Genomic DNA, 22,226 nt, shown 5'->3' on the forward strand with positions numbered 1-22,226 from the left:
GTTAGATATCGTCGCCTAAGTCGCCCTCGCCCGAAGCAGAATCAGGGCCGTCCTTGCCATCATCGGACTGCGGGCCTTCCTCCTCGGCGGAATCTTCGCGGTCATCGATCTCTGTATTGATGATCTGCTGGCTTTCTTCTTCATCCAAGGAAGCCAAAAATGCCTGGAACTCCTCGCTGATTTCCTCACCGGTAGGCATGGGCTCCTCGCCAGGCATGATCGCCTGCGGATGCTCCTTGCGGTAGCGCTCCATATAAGCGTCATACTGCTGCTCGAGTTGTTGGACTACGCCTTCAATCTCATCCGAGCCACCAACTTGCTCCTCCAGCTGGTTTTCCACGCGAGAAATATCGGCCTCAATGCTGCCCAAAGGAATATTGAGGCGTGCCGCCCGAGCCACCGAATCTAGCAACTGGAACGTGGCCTGCGGATAAGGCGAAGCTGCCAGATAATGCGGCACGTGGACGGTATATCCAGCCACCGTGCGGTGCTTATCCGCCAGAGCCTTTTCCAGATACAGTGCGGCGGAGCCTGGCACCATCATGGTGGAATCCATCGAGAGCATGTGCTCAGTCAAGCGGGAGGAGGTGCCATGGGCCGTGACCACCGTGGGGCGGGTATGCGGCACTGGCATCGGCGCGGCATAGAGCATGATGGTGTCTTCAATATTGAACTTTTCCACCAGCTTCACTACGGCGGTAGTAAACGCCCCCCAGCGCATGTCTGGTTCAGGGCCAGACAGTAGTAGGAAGGTTTTGCCGGAATTATCGCGCAGGACCTTAATACCAAGATCCATGGATTCGATTTCCAGCGCCCGATCCTTATCAATCGTGACAGCCGGGCGGCGCGAGCGGTAATCAATCAGCTCATCAGAATTAAACGACGCCAGCTGACGGCCTTCCAAGGCGGCTTTCAGGTGGTCAGCACTTGCCTCAATGGCCTGGCCAGCGTCAGCATAGCCGTGCATGGCAACAATCATGGTGGGGCCTTGTCCGTCACCGGAATCATCCCTAATCACCGGAGCCGGATATTCCAGCTCATACATGCGGCGATCTTCTTCGTGCATGTTGTGTTACCTCCTTGCTTTCTTACCTACCCCAACGCCGCGTGCGTGCTTACTATTCCCGCGCGCACTGCGAGGTTAAATAAACAATTGTGCCCCAAACCGCTGCGCATTGCCAGCGCAATCCCGGGCGGGGTGTGGAAAGCCGCTTGCCGACGCCCCCTTCACCCCACCTATCCACAGATCCCCACCACCTAGCCCCTGGTGGCCTATGCAGAGTTGCGCGCATGGTTGAAGCTGGGGCCATGGACATCACAACACCAACTCAGCCCATCCGTACGCCCGGCGATATCCTCGCCAATATCCCAGGAATCCTCGGATTCTTTCCCACTGAATCAGTCATCCTCATCTCCATCCAGCCCAGCCCACGCGGATACAGCATTGGGCCAGTAGCCCGCCTCGATCTGTACGATGTGCCTGGTGCCCTGCACGAGGTGATGGAGGCGTTTCATTGCGGAAATCCCGAAATCATTTTCTGCTTCGTCCTCTCTCAGCGCGAGGAAGGAGAGCTCTGGGATATTCTGCAGTCTCTTTACCATTTCCACGACCGAACAGGTATGGGCATCGATGCCTGCTGGCTGGCCGAAGAACTATCCACCGGTACCTCCTATGACCTCATCTTTGGCCACGCCACAGAAAGCGGCGAGGGCCCGCTCCAGAATTGGATGGAAGGAACCATACCCGCCATCTCGACGAGCCACACGATGCGCGCCTGCGTGAATAATGGCATGCTTCCGGAACTTAGCCGTCATGACTTGGTCCAGCGCTTTAAGGACCCGAACCCATACTTTGGGGAAGAAGAGATTAGGGCCATGGAGCGATGCGCCGAAGAGATTGCCCGCCAATTGCGCGCCGGGCACGGGTACGGCACGACAGAACCAGTGCAGGTGGTCAAGCACCTCATTGCCGATGTGCGCTATGTGCTCAGCGAGGTCGAATCGCTGGAGGAAACCCTAGAAAATGAAGAATTGTTGTGTGTGGCAGCCATGTGGATGTCTACCACCTGGACCCGCGACCTAGTCATTACGGAGCTCGTCTCCGCGCCGCAGGAAGCAGGAGACCTGTTATTGGCGGTAGCGCGTACATTCCAGGGGTCTATTCGCTATAACGCCCTAGCTTTGTATGCTGCTAGCCAGGTGTCTCACGAATTCGGAATTTATGCCGGTCCGGCGCTTTCCGTAGTAGTAGAAGAGGCGCCCCATCACAATTTGGGGCGCCTCATAGCGCAGGGATATCGCAGCGGCATGGGAAAGCGGTTGGTCTCCAGCCTATGCCATGGTTGCGAGCTAGCCCGCGAAGCGGCGGGGCTCCGCGTCGACAGCCCCGCCTAACACGCGCGGCGTCTAGGACCGCTTTGCCGAATGTGCCTTATCGCCAAGCTGTCGGGTGAAGTTCCACGCGTCGGTGACGATGGTTTCCAGGTCCGTACGGGTGGGATTCCACCCGAGCTCCTGCTGAATCTTCTCAGAGGAAGCGATGAGCGTAGCTGGGTCGCCCGCGCGGCGCGGGGCCACCTCAGCCGGAATATCGTGGCCGGTGACCTTGCGACACATCTCGATGACCTGCTTGACGGAGTAACCATCGCCAGAACCCAAGTTGTAAATGCGGTGGGTGCCAGGTTCATTGGACTCGAGGGCAAGCACGTGGGCGTCGGCTAGATCGCGGATATGGATGTAGTCACGCACTGGGGTGCCGTCTGCGGTATCCCAGTCATCACCGAACATGAAAATCTTATCCCGGTGGCCCAAAGCAACCTGCAACACGATGGGGATGAGGTGGGTTTCTACCTCGCGGTTTTCGCCAATATTTCCGTAGGCGCCAGCCACATTGAAATAGCGCAGCGAGGTAGCGCCTAGGCCGTAGGCGTGGGCAAAGGACGTGATCATGTAGTCGATGGCCAGCTTGGTCGCACCATACGGATTGGTGGGCTGGGTTGGCATGTCTTCCGTAATCGGGACCTGGTCGGGCTCACCGTAGGTTGCAGCGGTGGAGGAAAAGACGAGGTTTTTGATGTCGTTATCCCGCATGGCATTAAGCAGCGTCAGGGTAGTAACGACGTTGTGCTGCCAGTACTCATCTGGTTTTTCCACGGATTCGCCCACCAAGGAGCGCGCAGCGAAGTGAATGACGCCTTCGAAGCCACCTTCGCTCAGGACATCGGCAGCCTTGTCCGCGACGTCGCCCTCGATGACGCGGGCGGCTTCCGGAACGGCCTCGCGATTGCCGGTGGAGAAATTATCAATAATGGTTACGTCATGGCCCTGTTCGACCAATACAGCAGCGCAAACGCTGCCTACATAGCCCGCGCCACCTGTGACGAGAAGCTTCATGGGTTATACCTCCACGCGCACTGCGTGCGCCAAATCGTCGGAAAGCACGACGCTTCTGCCTTCCGGTGTCGACAGTGTAATCGTGCCGCTGTTATTGACCACAGACACCTTGGCGCCCACTCGGATTCCAGCATCGGTGAGTTCTTGGAAGGTGCCATCATCAACCTGCAGGATTTCATTGACCTGGATGACGGTCGCAGAGACCTGCTCGCCATTGGGGAGATCGACCGCGCGGGTGCCCTGATCCGGCTGTGGAACATCGAAGCCAAGTGCAGATAGCGCCGGAATAGGATTGCCAAAGGGCGACCGCGTCGGATCATCGAGAACAGCGACCATGCGCTTTTCCACCTCTTCGCTCATCACATGCTCCCACCGGCAGGCCTCGTCGTGGACCTTGGCAATGTCGAGCCCCAGGACGTCGGTAAGCAAACGCTCTGCCAAACGGTGCTTGCGCATGACTGCGGTTGCTAAGTCGCGGCCCTTGTCCGTGAGATCCAAACTGCGGTCGGTGCGCACGTGCAAAAGGCCATCGCGCTCCATGCGAGCCACGGTCTGAGAAACCGTTGGCCCGGACTGCTCCAAACGCTCCGCAATGCGGGCGCGCAGGGGAGTGATGCCTTCTTCCTCTAGCTCGTAGATGGTCCGCAGATACATCTCCGTTGTATCAACTAGGTCCCTCACGTGGGCATACCTTTCTGTGTGAATACGGTTACGCGGCTATTGTCCCGCCCAAGAACGGGAAAGCGCTTTCTAGACTCTGCAGTCCAGATTAGCCTACCCGAGGCTTGGCTCGCCGCTAAGAACCAAGCCGATGCCTTATCAACGCCAAACCCCGAGCCCATGGCGGTACGTTGCCAAATGGGCCCGGGGAGAGGATGAGTTGCCGAATGCGGTAGGCGTGGATTACAAAGCGTACTCGCGCAGGCGATCGGCGCGATTGCCATCGCGCAGCTTTGCCATAACTTCGCGCTCAATCTGGCGTACACGCTCGCGCGAAAGACCGAAGCGGCGACCAATCTGATCCAAGGTGCGCGGAACACCATCATCGAGGCCATAACGCAGGCGGATGACATCCTGCTCGCGCTTTTCCAAGGTGTCAATCACGCCGCGGATATCAGAGTGGCGCATAGATGCGACGACCGCAGTTTCAGCATCGGTAGCTTCTGCATCTTCAATGAAATCGCCCAAAGGAGCTTCTTCATCGGTGCCTACCGGCATATCGAGAGAGACCGGATCGCGTGACTGGCGCAGCAGCATTTCAATCTTGTTCTCGTCAATACCGGATTCTTCCGAAAGTTCCTCGTTAGTAGCTTCGCGGCCCAAGGATTGATACATCTCGCGCTTAATGCGGGAAAGCTTGTTAACCTGCTCAACCAAGTGGACTGGGAGGCGAATGGTGCGGGACTGGTCAGCCATGCCGCGGGTAATCGCCTGACGGATCCACCAAGTGGCATAAGTGGAGAACTTGAAGCCCTTGGCGTAATCGAACTTCTCCATTGCGCGGATAAGGCCTAGGTTGCCCTCTTGGATGAGATCCAGCAGTGGCATACCGCGGCCGGTGTAGCGCTTTGCCAGCGAGACGACGAGGCGCAGGTTGGCTTCGAGCAGGTGGGAGCGTGCCTTCTTGCCTTCGCGGGCGAGGATCTTAAGGTCGCGCTTTTCTGCGCGGGTGAGCTTTTCTGCGTTATTGAGCTTGTACTCCGCGTACAGTCCAACCTCGATGGCCTGAGCGAGTTCTACCTCATCTTCCGCGCTGAGCAGTGCGGTCTTGCCGATGCCGTTGAGATAAACGCGGACGAGGTCGGCTGAAGGATTATCGTTGGTTTGGTTGCGGCGAGATCCGCGGTCTACTTCCTGTTCTTCATCAGTAGTGGCACTTGAAGTGCCCTTGGCGGTGGTGGCAGATGTCTTCGTCATAGTGAAGCCTCCTGAATTTGTCGCCGGTTTCACAAAGTACAACGGAGTCTTAAGCGATTTAGTTCCCGGTGCGGAGAGAAATATTAAAAACAGTTGTTCCCCGTGGTACAACTCCACCTTTTCGGGGGAGAGGTACCACGGGGAACGGTTACGAGCTGCGAATAGCTAGGAATGTGGAACTACTATCCACGCACCTGGACGAGGTAGCGGTAGATAGTCGGTTCAGATACGCCTAGGCGCGTCGCTGCCGCGGCGATTCCTCCTTTAAGGAGGAAAAATCCTGCATCCTCGAGGTCAGAAACCACCTCGAGGCGCTCTTCGCGCTGCATGCGAGGAACTGGCGTGCTCTGGTTGGAAATCGCAGAGTCCAGCATGGAATCCAGAAGGTGCTCCACGTTGGAGCGCAAAGATTCGCTGACTTCTTCCTTCTTTGGTTCCTCTTCTGCAGCCTCGTCTACTGGGACCGGGTCTGGTACCGCAATGGGTCGCTGCGGCTGCTCCTCCGCGCCGGGGTAGCCGCCAAAAGCCTTTGACTTATCAAATGCGGGATCATCGGCGTTGCCGATAAGTGCGGCGGCAGCATCGCGAATGTGTACCAACTCGGAGACATCAACATTGATGCACAGCATGCCGCGCATATGGCCGGAGTCGTCGCGGATGAAGTAGCTTGAAGAGCGGCAAATCTTGCTTTCCGCATTGACGGCGCGGTAGCCGGTCATCATGGGGATTGCTGCGGCATCGCCTTGTTTCATAAACCACAGTGCGAAGTCGGTCACGGGGCCGCCTAGCTGCCGGCCGGAGATGTGGCCGTTGGCGATGGCCATGATGGATTTATCGGGAACGTCGAGATCGTGGAGTACGATTTCGGTGTTTGGGCCCATTGCCTTACCGAGGAATTCGACGAGGGGAATGTACTGCTCGAGGAAATTTTCTTCGGAGGCACTGCCGCTAGGGAAGTTCATTAGCTGAAGCATGTCCTTTAATTCCTGTCAGGTTATAGAGAAGATATCACACGGAAGCGAATAGGCGGAAGGGGGAGTAGCGCCAAGAAAGCCGGATGAACACAAGCGGCTTAGCGCTGTGCTCACCCGGCTCATCGCTTCTTTACAGGGTGGTCTCTATCCACACACCGGAACTGGCGGGTGAACTGCTAGGGCCAGGCCACCTTGTGAGGTTTCCCTGTACTTGGCGTTCATATCCTTACCAGTCTTATACATGGTCCAGATGACTTCGTCCAAAGAAACGCATGGCTTGCTCTCGCGCTCCAGCGCCATGCGAGCGCTGGTGATGGAGTCAACGGCAGCGACAGCGTTGCGCTCAATGCAGGGTACCTGAACCTGTCCAAGGACTGGGTCACAGGTCAGGCCTAGCTTGTGCTCCATGCCAATCTCGGCTGCAATGCAAACCTGCTCTGGGGTAGCGCCCATGAGCTGGGCGAGACCGCCAGCAGCCATGGAGCACGCTACACCAACCTCACCCTGGCAGCCGACCTCAGCGCCAGAGATGGAAGCGTTCATCTTGTACAGGGAAGCAATCTGGTTGCAGGCGAAGATGTAATCAGCAAACATCTCGGTGGTAACGGGCTCAACGAACTTGTCGTAGTAAGCTAGTACTGCCGGGACAACGCCGCAGGCGCCGTTTGTAGGTGCGGTGACAACGCGGCCGCAGGATGCATTCTCTTCAGAGATAGCCAGTGCGAACATATTGACCCAGCTGAGGATGTTCAGACCATCGTGCGGTTCAGACTGCTCCAGGCGGCGCCTGAGGGCAGCGGCGCGGCGGGGGACAAGCAGGGAGCCTGGGAGTGGGCCATCAGTAGCGGAGCCGCGCTTGATGCCGGTGTACATGACATCGCGAACCTTGCGCAGGTGCTCGTTGACCTCTTCTTCGGAACGAAGTGCCAACTCATTGGCAAGGCCTAGCTCCGGGAGGGTCATGTTGTTCTTCTCGCATAGCTCGAGCATCTCTGCGGCGCTGGCGTACGGGAAGGGGATATCAACCTTGGCGTCTGTGCGCGTGGCAAAGTCTTCCTGCTTGACGATGAAACCGCCGCCGACCGAGTAGTAGGTCTTGTGCAGGATGTCTTCCTCGCCGGCGAAGGCGATAAGACACATGCCGTTCTCGTGCATCGGGAGGTACTCGTCGTGGAAGAAGAAGCCGCCGTCCTTAGGGAACTCCACCTCGTGGGAGCCGCCCAGCATGAGCTTCTCGCTGCTGCGGACATTCTTCATGAATTCGGAGATGCCGTCGATATCAACCGTCTCTGGCTCTTCACCAGCGAGACCGAGGAGGATGGCCTTGTCGGTGGAGTGGCCGATGCCCGTGAGGGAGAGGGAGCCGTAGACATTTGCCTGAACTCGAGTGACCTTGTCAAAGAGGTCTTTTTCCTTGAGCTCGTCCACGAAAGCTTTGCCGGCTTTCATTGGGCCAAGGGTGTGTGAGCTTGAGGGGCCGATGCCAATCTTGAACATATCGAAGATGCTGATGAACATTGTTCTTTCCTTGAATCCTCTGCGATTTTCTCGTCTGCGGCGGTGCCTAGAAGGCCTGGACGATGGAGTAGATGATGGTTGCTAGGGCGACGAGGCCCATGAAGAAGACGAAGTAGTTGGAAGCCTTGCCCTTGTAGCGCTTCAGTGCTGGAACCTTGTGGATGGCGACCATTGGGATGATGAAGAGCATGATGGCAATCGTCGGGCCACACAGGGTTTCAATCATGCCCAGGATGGATGGGTCAGCCCAGGCGACGAGCCAAGCGGTGACCAGCATGAAGATGAGGGTGATGGTATCGAGCTTGTGGGCGGACTCTGCGTCGTCCTTGCTTGCGTTCTTGCTGCCCTTGATGACGAGACCTTCGAAGCCTTCGGCTGCGCCGAGGTAGTGGCCGAGGAAGGACTTAGCAACTGCAATCATGGCGATGATTGGGGCAATCCACTGGATAAGTGGGTTATCGAAGTGGTTGGCCAGGTAGGACAGGATGGTGATGTTTTGTGCCTTAGCGTCTGCCATGTCAGCCGGGGAGAGGCTCAGAGCGCAGGAGAAGACGAAGAACATGACCACGACGACCATGAGGATTTCTGCGCGGAGCAAGGTCTTACGGGACTTGGCCTCGGCGAACTTGCCGTAGGTCTGGCGGCGGTCAACGGCGAAGGAGGAAATCATCGGGGAGTGGTTGAAGGAGAAGACCATAACCGGAACCAGCAGCATCAGGGTAACGCCCATGCTGTGGCCAGAAGCCTCGCGAGCAACGTTGAGGTCGAAGGAATCAAAGAGTGCGGTATTCCACTTCGGGATGAGGTAGAGGGAAAGTAGAACCAGGATGCCGATGAATGGGTATACCAAATAGGACATGACGTGAACTACGACGTCCTTGCCCATGCGGACAATTAGGATAAGGCCGCCTACCAGCAGTAGCGAGGTAAGCCAGCGGTCCGGCGGGGTGATTCCGAGCTGGTGCTCCAAGAAGGAGTTGACCGTGTTGGTGATGGTTACCGAGTAGACCAGCAGGATGGGGTAGACCGACAGGAAGTACAGGATGTTCATCAGAACGCCGGCCTTCATGCCAAAGTGTTCCTCGACGACGTCCGTGAGGTCACCGTCTGGCTTGGAGCTGGACAGGACCAAGCGAGTCATTCCGCGGTGGGCCCAGTAGGTCATGGGCAGTGCTACCACCGTCATGATGATCAGTGGGATGATGCCGCCGATACCGGCGTTGATGGGGAGGAAGAGGACGCCGGCGCCGATTGCGGTTCCGAACAAGGAGAGCATCCATACGGTGTCTTCCTTATTCCACTTCGGTGCACCCTTCTGGCCATCAAACGGAGTGTCAATGCCAGGGGCTGGTGCGGATTCTTTGGAGGAGGGAGCTGCCTTGGAGGTCTTGAGGTCCTCAGGCATCTCAGCCTGGTTTTCTGGGTGCTGGGCTTTGTTACGCCGCTTGATTGAGTGGGACATTTTCTTTCCTACATCTAGTTGGTCGGCCGAAGCGTTTGGGCTTCTGCAACCATGATTGAGAAAATCTTTCTCACTCAATTTTGCGTTTGTAGGACTTTGAGAAACTGTCTCTCATCCTGCATATCCAGCCCTTTTGCTTCGCTGTGCCCTCAGTATAGAACAAAATCTTGCAGGGTGATAATAAATTATTGCACTTCAGGTAGGGCATTTATCACTCTCTGAGAATTTGCATTCCGCAGGGCTTTATGGCTTGCTCTACACGGAATCCGGAAAAGTGGTGTGAGTCACGGAAAGGTTTGTAAAAGAGCCTGCTTAACACGATTTTCAGATCTCGTGGGGCGGAAATGAACGGTGCGGGCTAGATCTCTACCAAGACGGTGAAAGGTCCTTCGTTCACAGAGGAAACGCGCATTTTAGCCCCGAATTGGCCTGTTTCTACTGACACGCCGCGTTCCCTAAGGTTCGCAATAATCTCCTCGATGAACGGTTCGGCCTCGGGTCCTGGGGCAGCATCCGCCCACGAAGGGCGCCGTCCCTTGGCAGTGCGGCCGTACAAAGTAAATTGGCTCACCACAAGCACGGGCGCTCCGGCATCAATGACTGACACTTCGCCATCAAGAATGCGCAGTTCGGCAATCTTGCGTGCCATTTTCTCGGCGCGGGGCTGCCAATCATCCATATCCTCGCGCGAGACCCCAACTAGAGCGAGAAGACCACCGGTTTCGGGGCAATCGATGGCTCCTACGGTTTCTCCATCGACGGTTACTGTGGCCTCTGATACCCGAGTCAAAACTGCGCGCATGGTTTACTTCTCCTTATATAACGAGTGGGGGACAGTGTGGATCTAGCTGAGGTCCGGCGAATCGGTATCCAAGAGGAGGTCGGCTGGGATAAGCAGTCCATGTCGGACCATATCGATGACGGCAGGTAGAGCGGCTGCGGTGAGTTCTTCTTCGTCGAATCCGTGCGCCGCCGCATACAAGCCGATGGTTTCTTCCAGGTTCAAGCCCTGTGGGTTGAGTCCGGCGACAATGGCAGCGATGTGTTCATCTACTTCGTGGCTCCAGCGCGGACCGTCGGTGCGAGTAAGACGTTGAGCGGCCCGTGTAAAGCCCTGGCACAATTCCCCGTCTGGGGTGCTGATATCTTCGCGTGCCAGCCCCGGGCGTACGTGGAAATGCTTTCCCTGTAGTTCCCCGGGTACTAGGTCGCGCAACCACGCCACACGGGCAAAGTATTCTTCTACTTCAGGGCCAAGTGGGTCGCTAAAGGCCTGGGGCATTTCTTCGGCCAAGATATCGGCAGGTTCATCGTCGCCGATGCGTTGGATAGCGACAAAGCCAAAGCCAATGCCATTGACCTCATGCTGCTGGAAATGTTCCAGCCAGGCGCGAGAGCGCTCTTGGCCTTCAGGGGAGCGTACATCCAGAGACTCGTCCTCGAGCCAGGTAGACACATAGAGTGCGGGATCGGCTACGTCGCGCTGGATGATCCAGGCGGCAATTCCCTTGTCCGGCAGCCAGGAGGCAACGCGTTGCTGCCAGGTTTCGCCGCTGGTGTGTACCCAAGCGGCCAGAAGGTGAGCCGTTCCGCCAGGGGTTAGGTGATCGGTGGCCCGAGAGACAACCAGCTCGCTAGCACCGTCCAGATTTAACCCGGAATCGCGGTAGACGTGGCCAACTTCAGGAAGGCCAACAACAAAAGGTGGGTTAGCTACGAGGCGGTCAAAGCGGCGGCCGGCTACGGGGTCGAACCACGAACCTTGCAGCAATTCCACTTTCTTGCTTTCGCCAGTAGCGGCGATGGTAGCCTCGGCCAACTCCAACGCACGCTCATGCACGTCGGTGGCGGTAATCTTTTCAGCGCAATCGAGCTGCCCCAGCAATTGGACGCCCGAGCCAGTGCCTAGGTCTAAGACGCTGCCCACTGGGCTTACTGGCGTGGATTGCAGCAGCGAAAGGCTTGCCGCACCAACGCCAAGCACATGGTCTGGGCCGGGTACGTGGTCGACCAAGGAGGCGTCGACGTCGGAGAAGATGAGACGGTTGGCGCCAACGATGATGTGGGGGCGGATATCGAGGGCAATGTAGGCCTTGCCATGGGCGTCGGCAAGCGCAACATTGGCATCCAGCAACTGGGTAGCCAGGCGCGCACCTACCGCCTCGCCTAAAAGCGTCGCCGGTAGGTGTTCATGCAGGAGGAAGAAGCGGATCAATAGATCCAATTGAGATTCGCTGTGCGCGGCGAGCGCAACTGGTGCGGGTTCGCCGCGGAAGAGGGCCTCGGTAACTTCCGGACCTAGGTGCCCGGCTATGCCATCGGTAGTAAAACCGGCGGCGGTAAAGACATCGGAAAGCTCTTCGGCCAGCTTGGCTAGCGCGGTGGCATCAAAGTCGGGGCCAAAAGCGGTCGTCATGAAAGCAGGAATCCTTTACTTTTCTTCGTGATCGATGATGTCGTGGTGTGCCTCAATAGGTCGGGCGGTGCCGCCGGATACCTGTGGGGCGCGGGCTTGGTTATAAAGCTGCCGGTTCATGGCTGGCTTGTACACGTTTTTCTCGCGCTTATCCTTCTTTTCACCTCGGCCGTTGCCAATCACCACTGCTATCCAGGGGAGGGGAAACGTCACGCCCACAATGATGGCGGCTAGAAGCCACCAATGCATATAGAGGAAAAATCCGGCGATGAGCAGGGAAGGAACGCGCAAAAACTGGAAGATTCCGTACTGAATTTCGCGGCGCTTGCGGTCCTGGCCAGGCGTGAGCTTGGCATCTGTGATGAGATAGCGCTCTTTTTTGCCAAACAACCTAGACTCGGCTCCCCTCGTGCGCGTCGGCGTTCCCTCGATAAGGGGAGAGGGGCGCAGCGGCTGGCGTGCATGACGTGTACATGTTCTCCAAGGGTAGCCGCCTGACTCGCAAAGTTCGATGCCGATGCGGCAAAATGGAGTGCGTGACTACGACTACGAAGACAATTGAACGGCCAGATATTCGTGAAGACACTTCGACGACGGATAATGACACGCCGAAGTTCTTCCACTACGTCAAAAAGGATCACATCCTCGATTCCGCGGTGAACGGCAAGTATGTCGTTGCGCTGTGCGGCGAAACATTCCCGGTGACCAAGCAGGCAAAGCCGGGTTCTCCGGTGTGCCCCGATTGTGAGCGTGTGTATAAGGGTCTGCGCCGCAAGTGAGGACTTTTAAGAAGACTAACCTTCGCGCCTGGCAGCAATCCGCCCTCGATAAATTCCTCGCCACTAAGCCGCAAGACTTCATGGCGGTGGCGACCCCAGGCGCCGGTAAAACTACCTTCGCGCTGCGTATCGCGACGGAACTTATGGAAGACCGTACTGTCGAGCGCGTAATCGTGGTGGTGCCTACCGAACACCTCAAGACCCAGTGGTCTAGCGCTGCCGCACGCGTAGGTCTGGCTCTAGATCCGGCGTTTAGCAATTCCTCCGCCGTTAATCCCTCGATGGACGGCATTGTGGTGACTTACGCGCAGGTGGGTATGCACCCCTTTAAGCACCGCGCTGTGGCCTCTGCCCGGCGCACTTTGGTGATCCTTGACGAGATTCACCATGCAGGCGACGCCAAGAGCTGGGGAGATGGCGTCAAGGAAGCTTATGACGATGTCAATCACCGCCTGGCTTTGACCGGTACGCCTTTCCGCTCCGACGACTCGCCCATTCCATTCGTCCAGTACGTGGACGATGGGGAGGGGCACAAGGTATCCCGCTCGGACCATACCTATGGCTATGGCGATGCGCTTGCCGACGGCGTCGTGCGCCCCGTTGTCTTTCTTTCTTACTCTGGCGAAGCCCGCTGGCGCGATTCGGCCGGTGAGGAACATGCAGCCCGTTTGGGCGACATTATGAATGCGGAGCAAACCGCCCGAGCGTGGCGCACCGCTTTGGACCCCAAGGGCGAGTGGATTCCTGCGGTGCTGCAGGCGGCGCATACCCGCCTGATGCAAATGCGACGCAATATGCCGGATGCCGGCGGCCTCGTGCTGGCTTCGGATACGACGACCGCACGCGCGTATGCCAAGATCCTCAAACAGCTTTCTAATACGCCAGTGTCAGTGATTTTGTCTGATGATCCCGGTTCTTCGGACCGCATTCAGGAATTTTCTGAGTCCACCGATGAGTGGATGGTGGCGGTCCGCATGGTATCTGAGGGCGTCGACGTCCCGCGCCTTGCGGTGGGCGTCTATGCTACCTCGGCATCGACCCCGCTCTTTTTCGCCCAGGCCATCGGCCGCTTCGTGCGCTCGCGCATGCCGGGCGAGACGGCATCGGTTTTCCTTCCATCGGTTCCTGTCCTGCTGGGCTTGGCCGAAAATATGGAAAAGTCCCGCGACCACGTCTTGGGTGAAGAAAAGCCCGACAAGGAAGGTTGGGATGACGACCTGCTAGAGCAGGCGAATCAGAAGAAGACCGAACCAGACATGCTGGAGAAGTCATATGAGTCACTTGGTGCCGAAGCAGAGTTTTCGGGACTGCTCTACAACGGTTCTCAGTTCAATACTGGGGATATGACCACTGATGAGGAAGCGGACTTCCTTGGCATTCCCGGGCTACTTGATGCGGACCAGGTAAAAGATTTGCTGCGCAAGAAGCAATCCGAGGAAATGGATCGCCGCGAAGCGGAGGAAAAAGCGCGACGCGCGGCTGAGGCGGAGGAAGCCCACCGCCGCAAGCTCTACGGCATGGACTATGCGCCGGCCTCACGGAAGAAGTCTATGGAGTCTGAGTCCAGCGACACCGGAGTCGTCGATGAGCTAGGCCAGCTGCGCAAAGAACTCAACACGGTAGTCTCCATCGCTGCCCAGCGCTCGGGCCGCCCGCACGGTGCTATCCATACTGAGGTGCGCAAGGCCTGTGGCGGCCCGCCCACCGCGCTGTGCAATGCCGAGCAGCTGCGCGAGCGCATCGAATACCTGCGCAAGTGGTAGAACAGCCCACGGTAGCTAGAGAGTAGTTACGCAGAAAGCCCGCACCAATTTTTTTGGTGCGGGCTTTCTGCGCTCCTGCAGCTGCAGCGATTAGTCGAGGTAATCGCGCAGAACCTGCGAACGAGAGGGGTGGCGCAGCTTCGACATCGTCTTGGACTCGATCTGGCGAATGCGCTCGCGGGTAACTCCGTAGACCTGGCCAATCTCGTCTAAAGTGCGCGGCATACCGTCGGTCAAGCCAAAGCGGAGGCGAACCACGCCGGCTTCACGCTCGGACAGCGTAGTCAGCACGTCTTGGAGCTGATCCTGTAGCAAGGTGAAGGATACGGCATCGACCGCAATGACGGCCTCGGAGTCCTCGATGAAGTCACCCAACTGGGAATCGCCTTCGTCACCGATGGTCTGATCCAAGGAAATGGGCTCGCGGGCATATTGCTGGATTTCGAGCACCTTTTCCTCGGTGATATCCATCTCCTTCGCCAGCTCCTGCGGGGTAGGCTCGCGGCCCAAGTCCTGCAAGAGTTCGCGCTGGATGCGGCCCAGCTTGTTGATGACCTCCACCATGTGCACTGGGATGCGGATGGTACGAGCCTGGTCAGCCATGGCGCGGGTAATGGCCTGGCGGATCCACCAGGTGGCGTAAGTGGAGAACTTATAGCCCTTGGTGTAGTCGAACTTCTCCACCGCGCGGATAAGACCCAAGTTTCCTTCCTGAATGAGGTCCAAGAAAGCCATGCCACGGCCGGTGTAGCGTTTGGCCAAGGAAACCACCAGACGCAGGTTGGCCTCCAGTAGGTGGTTCTTGGCCTTGCGGCCATCGCGGGCGATGCTGCGCAGGTCGCGCTTTTCCATGGGGGAGAGCTTGGCGGCCTTATCGCCTTCGGCGCGGGCCTTTTCCATCTCATCCATGCGGTGCTGTGCGTACAGGCCAGCCTCGATGCGCTTAGCTAGGGAAACCTCTTGCTCGGCGTTGAGCAGGGCGACCTTACCAATCTGCTTGAGGTAGGCGCGGACGGAGTCAGCAGAGGCGGTTAACTGCGCATCCTTGCGTGCTTGGCGCAGCGCAGCGGACTCTTCCTCGTCCCAGACGGAAGAGGTGTCTTCCTCTTCTTCCTCATCGTCGTCGTCCAAGTCCTCTTCGAGGTCATCGTCCTCGAGGTCTTCGCCGGCGTCGAAGTCATCATCGTCTTCGATGTCCGCATTGGTGGGATCGAAGTCGACGTCTTCGTCGTGCTCGTCCTCCTCGAGCTCATCTTCTGCTTCCGGCTGTGCCTGCTTTTCGGACTCGGCTGGGGATTCCTGCTTCTTTGCCGCGGATTTGCGGACCGTCTTCTTAGTGGCCTTTTTGGCTGACTTCTTAGTGGTCTTCTTGGCCGACTTTTTTGCGGTCTTCTTCGCAGTCTTCTTGGCTGTTTTCTTAGCGGTCTTTTTGGCCGTCTTCTTAGCCGTCTTTTTCGCGGTTTTCTTTGCCGTCTTCTTGGCGGTCTTCTTTGCAGGAGTAGATGCCTCAGCGGCGTTTTCGCCCTCGCCGAGTGCCTGGTCTGAAGATTCAGTGGCTGCCACGTACGCCCTTTCGACTAACTTCTTGATTGAAACAGCTCAGAGCGCCCTAATCGGGCGCTCGTGCATCAGTGTGATGTTAACGCGTTGTGGCCTTATGCAGGCCAGACACGCCCTAGAGCTATTTAACTTAGGATCGACCGCCCAGTATAGAGGATCTTTCCAATCTGCCGGTGGATAGGGTCACCTGCAGTGCGTAAATACTACGGTTTCAAACCGTCTACCGCCGCCATCGCAGCTCCGACAATTCCCGCGCGATTGCGCAGTTGTGCAGGCATGACGGGGGTTTCAATATCAAGGTGTGGGCCCCACTTTTCAAACTTGCGGGAAATCCCACCCCCAATGAGGAAGGCCTGCGGGTTAAAGAGCTTTTCATATTCCGCGAGGACCTTGTTGAGTCGTTTAGTCCACTGCTTGTACTTGAGTCCCTCGCGGTCCTTTACGGCCGAGGACGCAATTTTCTCAGCCTCGTCATCGCCCACCGTGAGGTGCCCCAGTTCGGTATTCGGGAACAACTGGCCGTCTAGGAAGAAGGCCGAACCGATACCGGTGCCCAGGGTTAGGAAGATTACGGAGCCTTGCTTGGCGATGTCCTCTCCGTAGGCAACCTCGGCTAGTCCCGCCGCGTCGGCGTCGTTAAGCACGGCAAAATCCGAATCCAGGTAGTCCGCAAAGAGTTCTGTGGCGTTGACCCCAATCCAGTCCTTGGAAATATTTGCCGCAGTCTCGACTTCCTGGTTGCGAACCACGGACGGCAGGGTGATGCCAACGGGGCCGTCCCACTGCTTTTCCTGCACGATGTGAGCTACCACCTTGGCAACATCATGCGGCGTAGACGGCTGTGGGGTGGCGATCTTCATGCGTTCACCCACGAATTCGCCGGTGGCGAGGTCCACCTCAGCGCCTTTAATGCCGGAGCCTCCGATATCGATGCCAAAGGAATGGCCAGAAAGAGTAGTCATGCCCGACAGTCTAGAAGAAGGCACAATAGTTGGCATGACTGCGCAGATCGATTTTCTCCAATTGCGGGATTTTGCCGTTTCCACCGCCACGCGCGCTGCGGAATTAATTACTACGCGGCGTGCAGAACTCGTAGCCGGTGACGGCATTGCGGCGCATACCCACACCAAGTCCAGCGACGTAGATCCCGTAACGGAGGTCGATACCGCGACAGAGGAGTTCATTGCCACCACCATTCGCACCCAGCGCCCCGGGGATGGAATCTTTGGCGAAGAAGGCGCCAATGTGGAGTCAACCAGTGGCGTTACCTGGATTGTCGATCCGATTGATGGCACCGTGAATTTCCTCTACGGGGTGCCGGACTACGCCGTATCCATTGGTGCGGAATACCAAGGTCACCTCGTCGCTGGCTCGGTGGTCAACGTGGCGCGCGGGCGCACCTATGCGGCCGCAGCCGGGCAGGGCGCCACGGTCACCGGCCCAGACGGAATTGAGCACGCACTGCGGTGTGGCCAGACACAAGATCCTGCCTTGGCCTTGGTAGCCACCGGCTTTGGTTACGAAGCTGACCGGCGAGCAGCCCAAGCCGAGCTTCTCACCAAGCTCCTGCCTAATGTGCGTGATATTCGCCGTATCGGTGCTGCCGCGCTCGACCTATGCAGGGTGGCAGAGGGAACCGTTGATGCTTACTTTGAACACGGCATCAATGCGTGGGACTTCGCTGCTGGGGCAATCATTGCTCGCGAAGCAGGTGCGGTGGTGCGCCATCCAGGCTTTGATAAAGGCTCGGCTGACGGTGAACTTACCTGGGCCGCGGGGGCAGATTTGGCCCCCGCATTCGAAAAGCTTTTAGCAGCGCACGGGGCCACGGACGCGCTGCGGGGGTAATAGTTTTCCACGCCGGCGAGCGGTGAGATGACATCTAGCCATTTGTGCTTTACTATGCGCGATCGATAAATACCCATTCCTTAAAGCAACTTGACCATTAGGGGCGTGCATTATGGCCACCGATTATGACGCACCGCGCCGGCGCGCGGAAGATGAACTCGAAACTGACTCCCTAGAAGGACTCAAAGCCGCTGAGAGCGATAACAACGGCATGGACGATGACGGAGAAATCGTCGAAGCCTTCCAGCCGCCATCAGTAGACCTCACGGGCGAGGAGCTTAATGTTGAGGTAGTTCCACGTCAGGAAAATGAGTTTACCTGCGGTTCGTGTTTCCTAGTGCAGTCCAATAAGCGCTACTCCCACGAAGAGGACGGCCAGCCAATCTGCAAGGATTGCGCCTAAAAGGAATACGCACCAGAAACGAAACCCCGCACTCGGCAACTTTTCACCTGCCGAATGCGGGGTTTGCTATTGCAGCCACCAAACTTTCGGTGGTGTGCAAAGCTATTAAAGATTAGTGCTGTTCCGGAACGAAAGCGTGGAGCAAAGCCTCCGGATCCTTCGAGGCGATGAGCCAATAAGGAGTATCATCTTCTGGATCATCGAGCACCATCATGGCGTGCTCATCCACCCAAGCGTGGGAAACCAAAAACGCCGCGGGATCGAACTGCGGGCCCAGCGCATTGCGCCGCGCAGATTTGGGAACTGTGATAGACCGCGAGACGACGTCGTTAGGCAATTGGGCATCTTTGACCGTGAGCCAACGCGTTCCATCCGGGTCACGCTCTACCTTGATGACTGTATTGGACCAGGTAATAAGTACCCACACGGCGATAGCACCAAGGAGGATCGCGGGAATAATGGTCCACCACATGGAGCGGTTAAGGCCAGCGGTAGCGGAAGTAAGCCCCACGATGGCGGCTGCAAAAAGCCAAAAGTACCAAGGGACCCATTGGCGTTCGCGGTAGAGCACCTGAGGGGTCACCGTGCCCTGTGCCGAAGCGGCGCTTGACGGTGCCGGAGTTGCGGAAGTAGCAGATGTATCAGACACGTCTAGTCAGTCTAGACCACACGTGCCGCAGAATGAACCTCCCAAGACAGGTAGGATTGGCCAGGTGACTGACTCGATTCCGCACTCTCAACCAGAAAGCCCCTTTGGGGACGTTAAAGTCAAGCGCCTAGATAAGGAACTTCCGTTGCCGCACCGCGCCCACCGTGGTGACGCCGGTGCGGACCTCTATGCAGCCGAAGCTCTTACCCTGCAACCCGGCGAGCGCGCCCTCGTCGGCACCGGGATTGCCATAGCGCTGCCACTAGGAACGGTCGGTTTAATTCACCCGCGTTCCGGACTAGCCGCCAAGCAAGGGCTTTCCATTGTCAATACCCCGGGCACGGTAGATGCCGATTACCGCGGGGAGATCAAGGTCTGCCTCATCAACCACGACCGGCATACACCCATTGAGATCGAACGCGGCATGCGCATCGCTCAGCTCGTGGTCCAGCGCGTAGAGCTGGTGGGGTTTGCTGAGGTTGAAGAATTGGATGACACCGTCCGCGGAGCCGGTGGTTATGGCTCTACCGGTGTGTAGTTCAAGCAGTAGAGACTCAACGAAACTTTTAGAAAGGACGTAGCACCCATGGGAATCTGGCCCTTTGGCAAGAAGAACGACGAAGAAAAGAAGGCTCAGGACAAGCCTGCAGCCCAAAGCGAAAAGGCGGCGGACCCCACGCCCGCGGATGCGGAGGCGCAGGAGACCTATGCTCCAGTAGGCGACACCGCGGCAGATGCCGCGGCGGCTTCTGGCAATGAACCTCGCGAATTCGCTCATGATGCCATCAATGGCCAGACCGGCCCCTTTGATGGTGACTCCGTCGATATCGAGACCTTTGATTTCAGCGACTTTTCCATTGGCGTATTAGACCTGGGGTCCCTGCGCATCCCACTGCCAAAGGAATCCCAAGTACAGGTGGAAATGGGCGAACAAGGCCCACGAATGCTGCACATCGTGACCAAGGTAGGCCGAATTACTCCCGTAGCCTTTGCCGCCCCACGTAAGCCAGGCCAGTGGGCAGAATCCGTGGAGGAAATTAAGGAGGGCATGAGCCGCGATGGTCTTACCGTAACTACCGAGCCAGGGCCTTGGGGTGCCGAGGTCGTAGGCAAGAACGACAACGGTCAGGTCCGCGTCATCGGTGCAGATGGTCCGCGCTGGATGCTGCGCATGACCCTGGCCGCGCCGGCCGGTATGGAAGCCGACCTCGCTGACATGGCCCGCGAGGTTGCCGCCCGGACCTTCGTCTACCGCGGGGAAGACCCCATCCTGGCAGGAAATGCTTTGCCGGTCATCATGCCTGAGCAGCTCGTAGAGCAGGTCAAGCAGGCTATGGACCAGCGCCAGCAAGAACAGCAGGCAGCCGCTAATGCTCAAGACCACCCAGAAAACGGCGTGGGTGGCCCTGACCCTGCGGCAGAAGCAGAGGCGGAGCAACACTTGCGCGATTTGGGCGGTACCCCACACCAGGGTGAGAATGGATCGTCCCCGCAGAATCCCGATGAGGGATCTGCACCTAATTCCAAGAACTAGGCAAAGCAGTAAACCACGTGACACATTCTTCCTCGCCGCAACCTTCCCCGGACGCTAAGAACCTGGACTCTGAGGAGTCTGCTGCCGAACCCACCCTGCTGGAGCAAATGGGAGGCTTGTCAGGGCTCATCTCGGCCACCTTGCCGGTCATTGTGCTGATTCCTGTCAATAATTTCTTTGGGCTGGGGCCAGCCTTGGCGGCGGCGCTCGGCGTGGCCGTTGTTATTGCACTCTGGAGGGTAATCCGTAAAGAGACCCTGCAGCCAGCCATATCGGGTCTGCTGGGAGTGGCCCTTTGCGCAGCCATCGCCTGGTTTACCGGTGATGCCAAAGGGTATTTCTTGTACGGCATCTGGATGTCGTTGGCGCTGTGTATTGCCGCGGTACTATCAATCCTCTTTCGGTGGCCCGCTGTGGGTGTCATCTGGAAGGGGATTAATGGCGAGGAAATGCAGTGGCAAAAGGTTGCCCAGGCGCGCCGGGCCTATGCCATCGCTACTGGTGGGTGGGCGGTTATCTTCCTGGCCCGTTTTGTTATTCAGCGCGCCATTTATGATGCGGATGCAACCACGGCCTTAGGGGTGACCCGAATCTTGATGGGGTGGCCATTGACGCTTCTAGTTACGGCGCTGACCGTGTGGATGGTGCGCCGCGCGGATGCAGCCGTTGACGCAGCGGCGGGCGCAGGTGAGCACACTAACGCAGAACGAGAACCAAAGTCTGAGGCAGAAAATGACTGAATCAACGATGAGCCGCGGCGATAGTCTTGAGGTCACCATTGACCGCATGGCGCACGGCGGGGAAGGAATTGGCCAGGCGCCGGATGGGCGAGTGGTATTCGTTCCTCGCGCTTTTCCTGGTGACGTCGTAAAAGCTACGGCCGGCCGTGTAAAAAAGTCGTTCATTAAGGCAGAGCTGGAAAGTGTACTAAGTCCTGGGTCGTTGCGCGTTCCATCGTTTTGTCCTGCAGCCGCGCAAGGAGCAGGCTGCTGCGATTTTGACGAGCTGGATCCCGCGGCTGAAACCGGAATCAAGGCAGAGATCTTGTCGGAGCAGCTGCGCCGAACCGGCGTTGTCACCGGTGAGGAACTGAAAATTGAGCAGCACACCCTAGAGCCGGTTCGGGGATGGCGCACGCGGGTGAGGTGGGGCGTCGATAAGCAAGGGCGCGCCGGAACCCGTCAGCGTCGGTCCAATGAGCTTATTACGGGCGCTGCCTGTACACAGCTCGCTCCGGGATTGGCAGACGGGCTCGTTGGAGAAGGTGCGCGCCGGTTTACCCCAGGTGCTGAGGTCATCGCCGTTCTTGATGGCGAGGGCAACCGCCACGTGGTAGAAACTCGCAAGGCCCCGCGCGGGCGCCGCGTGGAGATCATCCGTGAGGTGGTAGAAGGCAGCGGCAAGGTGCACGAGCATGTCGACGGGCGGACGTTTAGCTTTCCTGCTACCGCCTTCTGGCAGGCCCACAGCCACGCACCGGCCGCGTATACCGATCTGATAGCGGAGTGGCTCGGGGGCCGCGAGTACCAAGAGCACACCGCCTGGGATCTCTACGGTGGCGTTGGCCTATTCGTTCCCGCACTGGCCCATGCCGTGCAGGGCAAAGTTATCTCCGTGGACTATTCACCGGCGGCTACGGCCGGGGAACAGGCCGCCCTTGCAGACTGCGATGTGGAAGTAAAGTCCGCGAAGGTCGAGCAAGTCGCCGCACAGCTTCCCAAGCCTGGCGCTGTAGTCCTTGATCCGCCGCGCACCGGTGCAGGGGAGGACGTGATTCGTTCCGTGGCGGCCGCTGCACCCCAGGCGGTCGTTCACGTGGGATGTGACCCCGCCACCTTCGCGCGCGACTTGGGATACTGGAACCAGCACGGATACGGAATAGAAAAGATGGCACTCATTAACGCGTTCCCCGGAACGCACCACTTTGAAACGATTGCGCTCATTACCCCTGCCTAATGAACCTTTATGGTTCCGAGGCGGGGTGTTGCACGTTGCCGCGCCGTTCTCGGA

Annotated in this window: 22 protein-coding genes; 9 read left to right on the forward strand and 13 right to left on the reverse strand. The window is 57.9% G+C overall.

Annotation, left to right across the window (positions count from 1 at the left end):
* Position 1: 1 nt before the first annotated feature.
* On the reverse strand, positions 2-1,066 hold the full coding sequence (locus QP324_RS01645; protein ID WP_284814142.1) for a PAC2 family protein: 1,065 nt from the start codon (positions 1,064-1,066) through the stop codon (positions 2-4).
* A gap of 224 nt (positions 1,067-1,290) precedes the next feature.
* Between QP324_RS01645 and QP324_RS01650 the strand changes: the two genes are divergently transcribed.
* On the forward strand, positions 1,291-2,394 hold the full coding sequence (locus QP324_RS01650) for a DUF4192 domain-containing protein (protein ID WP_284814144.1): 1,104 nt from the start codon (positions 1,291-1,293) through the stop codon (positions 2,392-2,394).
* A gap of 12 nt (positions 2,395-2,406) precedes the next feature.
* On the opposite strand, the gene galE is transcribed toward QP324_RS01650, so the two are convergent.
* From galE to QP324_RS01695, 9 genes are all read right to left on the reverse strand, one after another.
* Entirely contained in the window at positions 2,407-3,393 is a 987-nt protein-coding gene (galE, locus tag QP324_RS01655; protein WP_284814145.1) for a UDP-glucose 4-epimerase GalE, read from the reverse strand.
* Between the two features lie 3 nt (positions 3,394-3,396).
* Positions 3,397-4,074, reverse strand: coding sequence for a metal-dependent transcriptional regulator (locus tag QP324_RS01660; RefSeq protein WP_239277554.1), 678 nt, complete (start codon positions 4,072-4,074; stop codon positions 3,397-3,399).
* A 222-nt stretch (positions 4,075-4,296) separates the two neighbouring features.
* A complete protein-coding gene (locus tag QP324_RS01665) occupies positions 4,297-5,310 on the reverse strand; it encodes a sigma-70 family RNA polymerase sigma factor (protein ID WP_005325073.1) in 1,014 nt (337 codons plus the stop codon).
* 182 nt (positions 5,311-5,492) lie between these two features.
* Positions 5,493-6,272, reverse strand: coding sequence for a transcriptional regulator (locus QP324_RS01670; RefSeq protein WP_284814147.1), 780 nt, complete (start codon positions 6,270-6,272; stop codon positions 5,493-5,495).
* A gap of 156 nt (positions 6,273-6,428) precedes the next feature.
* Complete coding sequence (locus tag QP324_RS01675) at positions 6,429-7,802, reverse strand: L-serine ammonia-lyase (protein ID WP_239277557.1); 1,374 nt, start codon at positions 7,800-7,802, stop codon at positions 6,429-6,431.
* A gap of 46 nt (positions 7,803-7,848) precedes the next feature.
* The gene (locus QP324_RS01680; protein WP_239277558.1) at positions 7,849-9,264 is read right to left on the reverse strand and encodes an HAAAP family serine/threonine permease; all 1,416 of its coding nucleotides are present in this window, start codon (positions 9,262-9,264) and stop codon (positions 7,849-7,851) included.
* Between the two features lie 358 nt (positions 9,265-9,622).
* A complete protein-coding gene (gene dtd / locus QP324_RS01685) occupies positions 9,623-10,066 on the reverse strand; it encodes a D-aminoacyl-tRNA deacylase (protein WP_284814148.1) in 444 nt (147 codons plus the stop codon).
* A 42-nt stretch (positions 10,067-10,108) separates the two neighbouring features.
* Positions 10,109-11,680 carry a class I SAM-dependent methyltransferase gene (locus QP324_RS01690; protein ID WP_284814150.1) on the reverse strand — a complete coding sequence of 524 codons (1,572 nt, stop codon included), beginning with the start codon at positions 11,678-11,680 and terminating at the stop codon, positions 10,109-10,111.
* Between the two features lie 15 nt (positions 11,681-11,695).
* The gene (locus QP324_RS01695; RefSeq protein WP_284814152.1) at positions 11,696-12,070 is read right to left on the reverse strand and encodes a DUF3099 domain-containing protein; all 375 of its coding nucleotides are present in this window, start codon (positions 12,068-12,070) and stop codon (positions 11,696-11,698) included.
* Between the two features lie 137 nt (positions 12,071-12,207).
* Between QP324_RS01695 and QP324_RS01700 the strand changes: the two genes are divergently transcribed.
* Both QP324_RS01700 and QP324_RS01705 read left to right on the forward strand, forming a co-directional pair.
* A complete protein-coding gene (locus tag QP324_RS01700; RefSeq protein WP_005325062.1) occupies positions 12,208-12,459 on the forward strand; it encodes a DUF3039 domain-containing protein in 252 nt (83 codons plus the stop codon).
* Positions 12,456-14,222 carry a DEAD/DEAH box helicase gene (locus QP324_RS01705; RefSeq protein ID WP_225746858.1) on the forward strand — a complete coding sequence of 589 codons (1,767 nt, stop codon included), beginning with the start codon at positions 12,456-12,458 and terminating at the stop codon, positions 14,220-14,222. The genes QP324_RS01700 and QP324_RS01705 overlap by 4 nt, the downstream gene beginning before the upstream one ends.
* A 90-nt stretch (positions 14,223-14,312) precedes the next feature.
* Here QP324_RS01705 and QP324_RS01710 read toward each other — a convergent pair whose 3' ends face one another.
* The gene (locus tag QP324_RS01710; RefSeq protein WP_239277563.1) at positions 14,313-15,785 is read right to left on the reverse strand and encodes an RNA polymerase sigma factor; all 1,473 of its coding nucleotides are present in this window, start codon (positions 15,783-15,785) and stop codon (positions 14,313-14,315) included.
* Positions 15,786-15,985: 200 nt separating this feature from the next.
* Complete coding sequence (gene ppgK / locus QP324_RS01715; RefSeq protein ID WP_239277565.1) at positions 15,986-16,744, reverse strand: polyphosphate--glucose phosphotransferase; 759 nt, start codon at positions 16,742-16,744, stop codon at positions 15,986-15,988.
* Here ppgK and QP324_RS01720 point away from each other — a divergent pair.
* On the forward strand, positions 16,743-17,630 hold the full coding sequence (locus QP324_RS01720; protein ID WP_284814155.1) for an inositol monophosphatase family protein: 888 nt from the start codon (positions 16,743-16,745) through the stop codon (positions 17,628-17,630). The genes ppgK and QP324_RS01720 overlap by 2 nt on opposite strands.
* Positions 17,631-17,742: 112 nt before the next feature.
* Complete coding sequence (locus QP324_RS01725; protein ID WP_005325023.1) at positions 17,743-18,033, forward strand: DUF4193 domain-containing protein; 291 nt, start codon at positions 17,743-17,745, stop codon at positions 18,031-18,033.
* A gap of 112 nt (positions 18,034-18,145) precedes the next feature.
* On the opposite strand, the gene QP324_RS01730 is transcribed toward QP324_RS01725, so the two are convergent.
* On the reverse strand, positions 18,146-18,604 hold the full coding sequence (locus tag QP324_RS01730) for a DUF3093 domain-containing protein (RefSeq protein ID WP_080970380.1): 459 nt from the start codon (positions 18,602-18,604) through the stop codon (positions 18,146-18,148).
* Positions 18,605-18,746: 142 nt separating this feature from the next.
* On the opposite strand from QP324_RS01730, the gene dut reads away from it, so the two are divergent.
* The 4 genes from dut to QP324_RS01750 are packed head-to-tail and all read left to right on the forward strand — an operon-like array spanning position 18,747 to position 22,172.
* Complete coding sequence (gene dut, locus QP324_RS01735; RefSeq protein WP_200435696.1) at positions 18,747-19,220, forward strand: dUTP diphosphatase; 474 nt, start codon at positions 18,747-18,749, stop codon at positions 19,218-19,220.
* A 48-nt stretch (positions 19,221-19,268) separates the two neighbouring features.
* Positions 19,269-20,216: a DUF3710 domain-containing protein gene (locus QP324_RS01740; protein WP_284814157.1), complete on the forward strand. Its 948-nt coding sequence runs from the start codon at positions 19,269-19,271 to the stop codon at positions 20,214-20,216.
* A 17-nt stretch (positions 20,217-20,233) separates the two neighbouring features.
* The gene (locus tag QP324_RS01745; RefSeq protein WP_284814158.1) at positions 20,234-20,956 is read left to right on the forward strand and encodes a DUF3159 domain-containing protein; all 723 of its coding nucleotides are present in this window, start codon (positions 20,234-20,236) and stop codon (positions 20,954-20,956) included.
* Positions 20,949-22,172 (forward strand): class I SAM-dependent RNA methyltransferase, encoded by a 1,224-nt coding sequence (locus QP324_RS01750; protein ID WP_284814160.1) that lies wholly within the window; start codon positions 20,949-20,951, stop codon positions 22,170-22,172. Before QP324_RS01745 ends, QP324_RS01750 begins: the two co-directional genes overlap by 8 nt.
* Positions 22,173-22,226 lie beyond the last annotated feature (54 nt).

The organism is Corynebacterium sp. UMB0012, from assembly GCF_030216265.1.
Lineage (GTDB): Bacteria > Actinomycetota > Actinomycetes > Mycobacteriales > Mycobacteriaceae > Corynebacterium.

Bases quoted from the DNA above. Each gene is read 5' to 3' on its own strand.
- QP324_RS01740 (WP_284814157.1), top strand. From the start codon at position 19,269: ATGGGAATCTGGCCCTTTGGCAAGAAGAACGACGAAGAAAAGAAGGCT.
- QP324_RS01650 (WP_284814144.1), top strand. From the start codon at position 1,291: ATGGTTGAAGCTGGGGCCATGGACATCACAACACCAACTCAGCCCATC.
- QP324_RS01680 (WP_239277558.1), bottom strand. From the start codon at position 9,264: ATGTCCCACTCAATCAAGCGGCGTAACAAAGCCCAGCACCCAGAAAAC.
- QP324_RS01750 (WP_284814160.1), top strand. From the start codon at position 20,949: ATGACTGAATCAACGATGAGCCGCGGCGATAGTCTTGAGGTCACCATT.
- QP324_RS01700 (WP_005325062.1), top strand. From the start codon at position 12,208: ATGGAGTGCGTGACTACGACTACGAAGACAATTGAACGGCCAGATATT.
- QP324_RS01725 (WP_005325023.1), top strand. From the start codon at position 17,743: ATGGCCACCGATTATGACGCACCGCGCCGGCGCGCGGAAGATGAACTC.
- dtd (WP_284814148.1), bottom strand. From the start codon at position 10,066: ATGCGCGCAGTTTTGACTCGGGTATCAGAGGCCACAGTAACCGTCGAT.
- QP324_RS01675 (WP_239277557.1), bottom strand. From the start codon at position 7,802: ATGTTCATCAGCATCTTCGATATGTTCAAGATTGGCATCGGCCCCTCA.
- QP324_RS01645 (WP_284814142.1), bottom strand. From the start codon at position 1,066: ATGCACGAAGAAGATCGCCGCATGTATGAGCTGGAATATCCGGCTCCG.
- QP324_RS01720 (WP_284814155.1), top strand. From the start codon at position 16,743: ATGCCCGACAGTCTAGAAGAAGGCACAATAGTTGGCATGACTGCGCAG.
- ppgK (WP_239277565.1), bottom strand. From the start codon at position 16,744: ATGACTACTCTTTCTGGCCATTCCTTTGGCATCGATATCGGAGGCTCC.
- QP324_RS01690 (WP_284814150.1), bottom strand. From the start codon at position 11,680: ATGACGACCGCTTTTGGCCCCGACTTTGATGCCACCGCGCTAGCCAAG.
- galE (WP_284814145.1), bottom strand. From the start codon at position 3,393: ATGAAGCTTCTCGTCACAGGTGGCGCGGGCTATGTAGGCAGCGTTTGC.
- QP324_RS01665 (WP_005325073.1), bottom strand. From the start codon at position 5,310: ATGACGAAGACATCTGCCACCACCGCCAAGGGCACTTCAAGTGCCACT.
- QP324_RS01670 (WP_284814147.1), bottom strand. From the start codon at position 6,272: ATGAACTTCCCTAGCGGCAGTGCCTCCGAAGAAAATTTCCTCGAGCAG.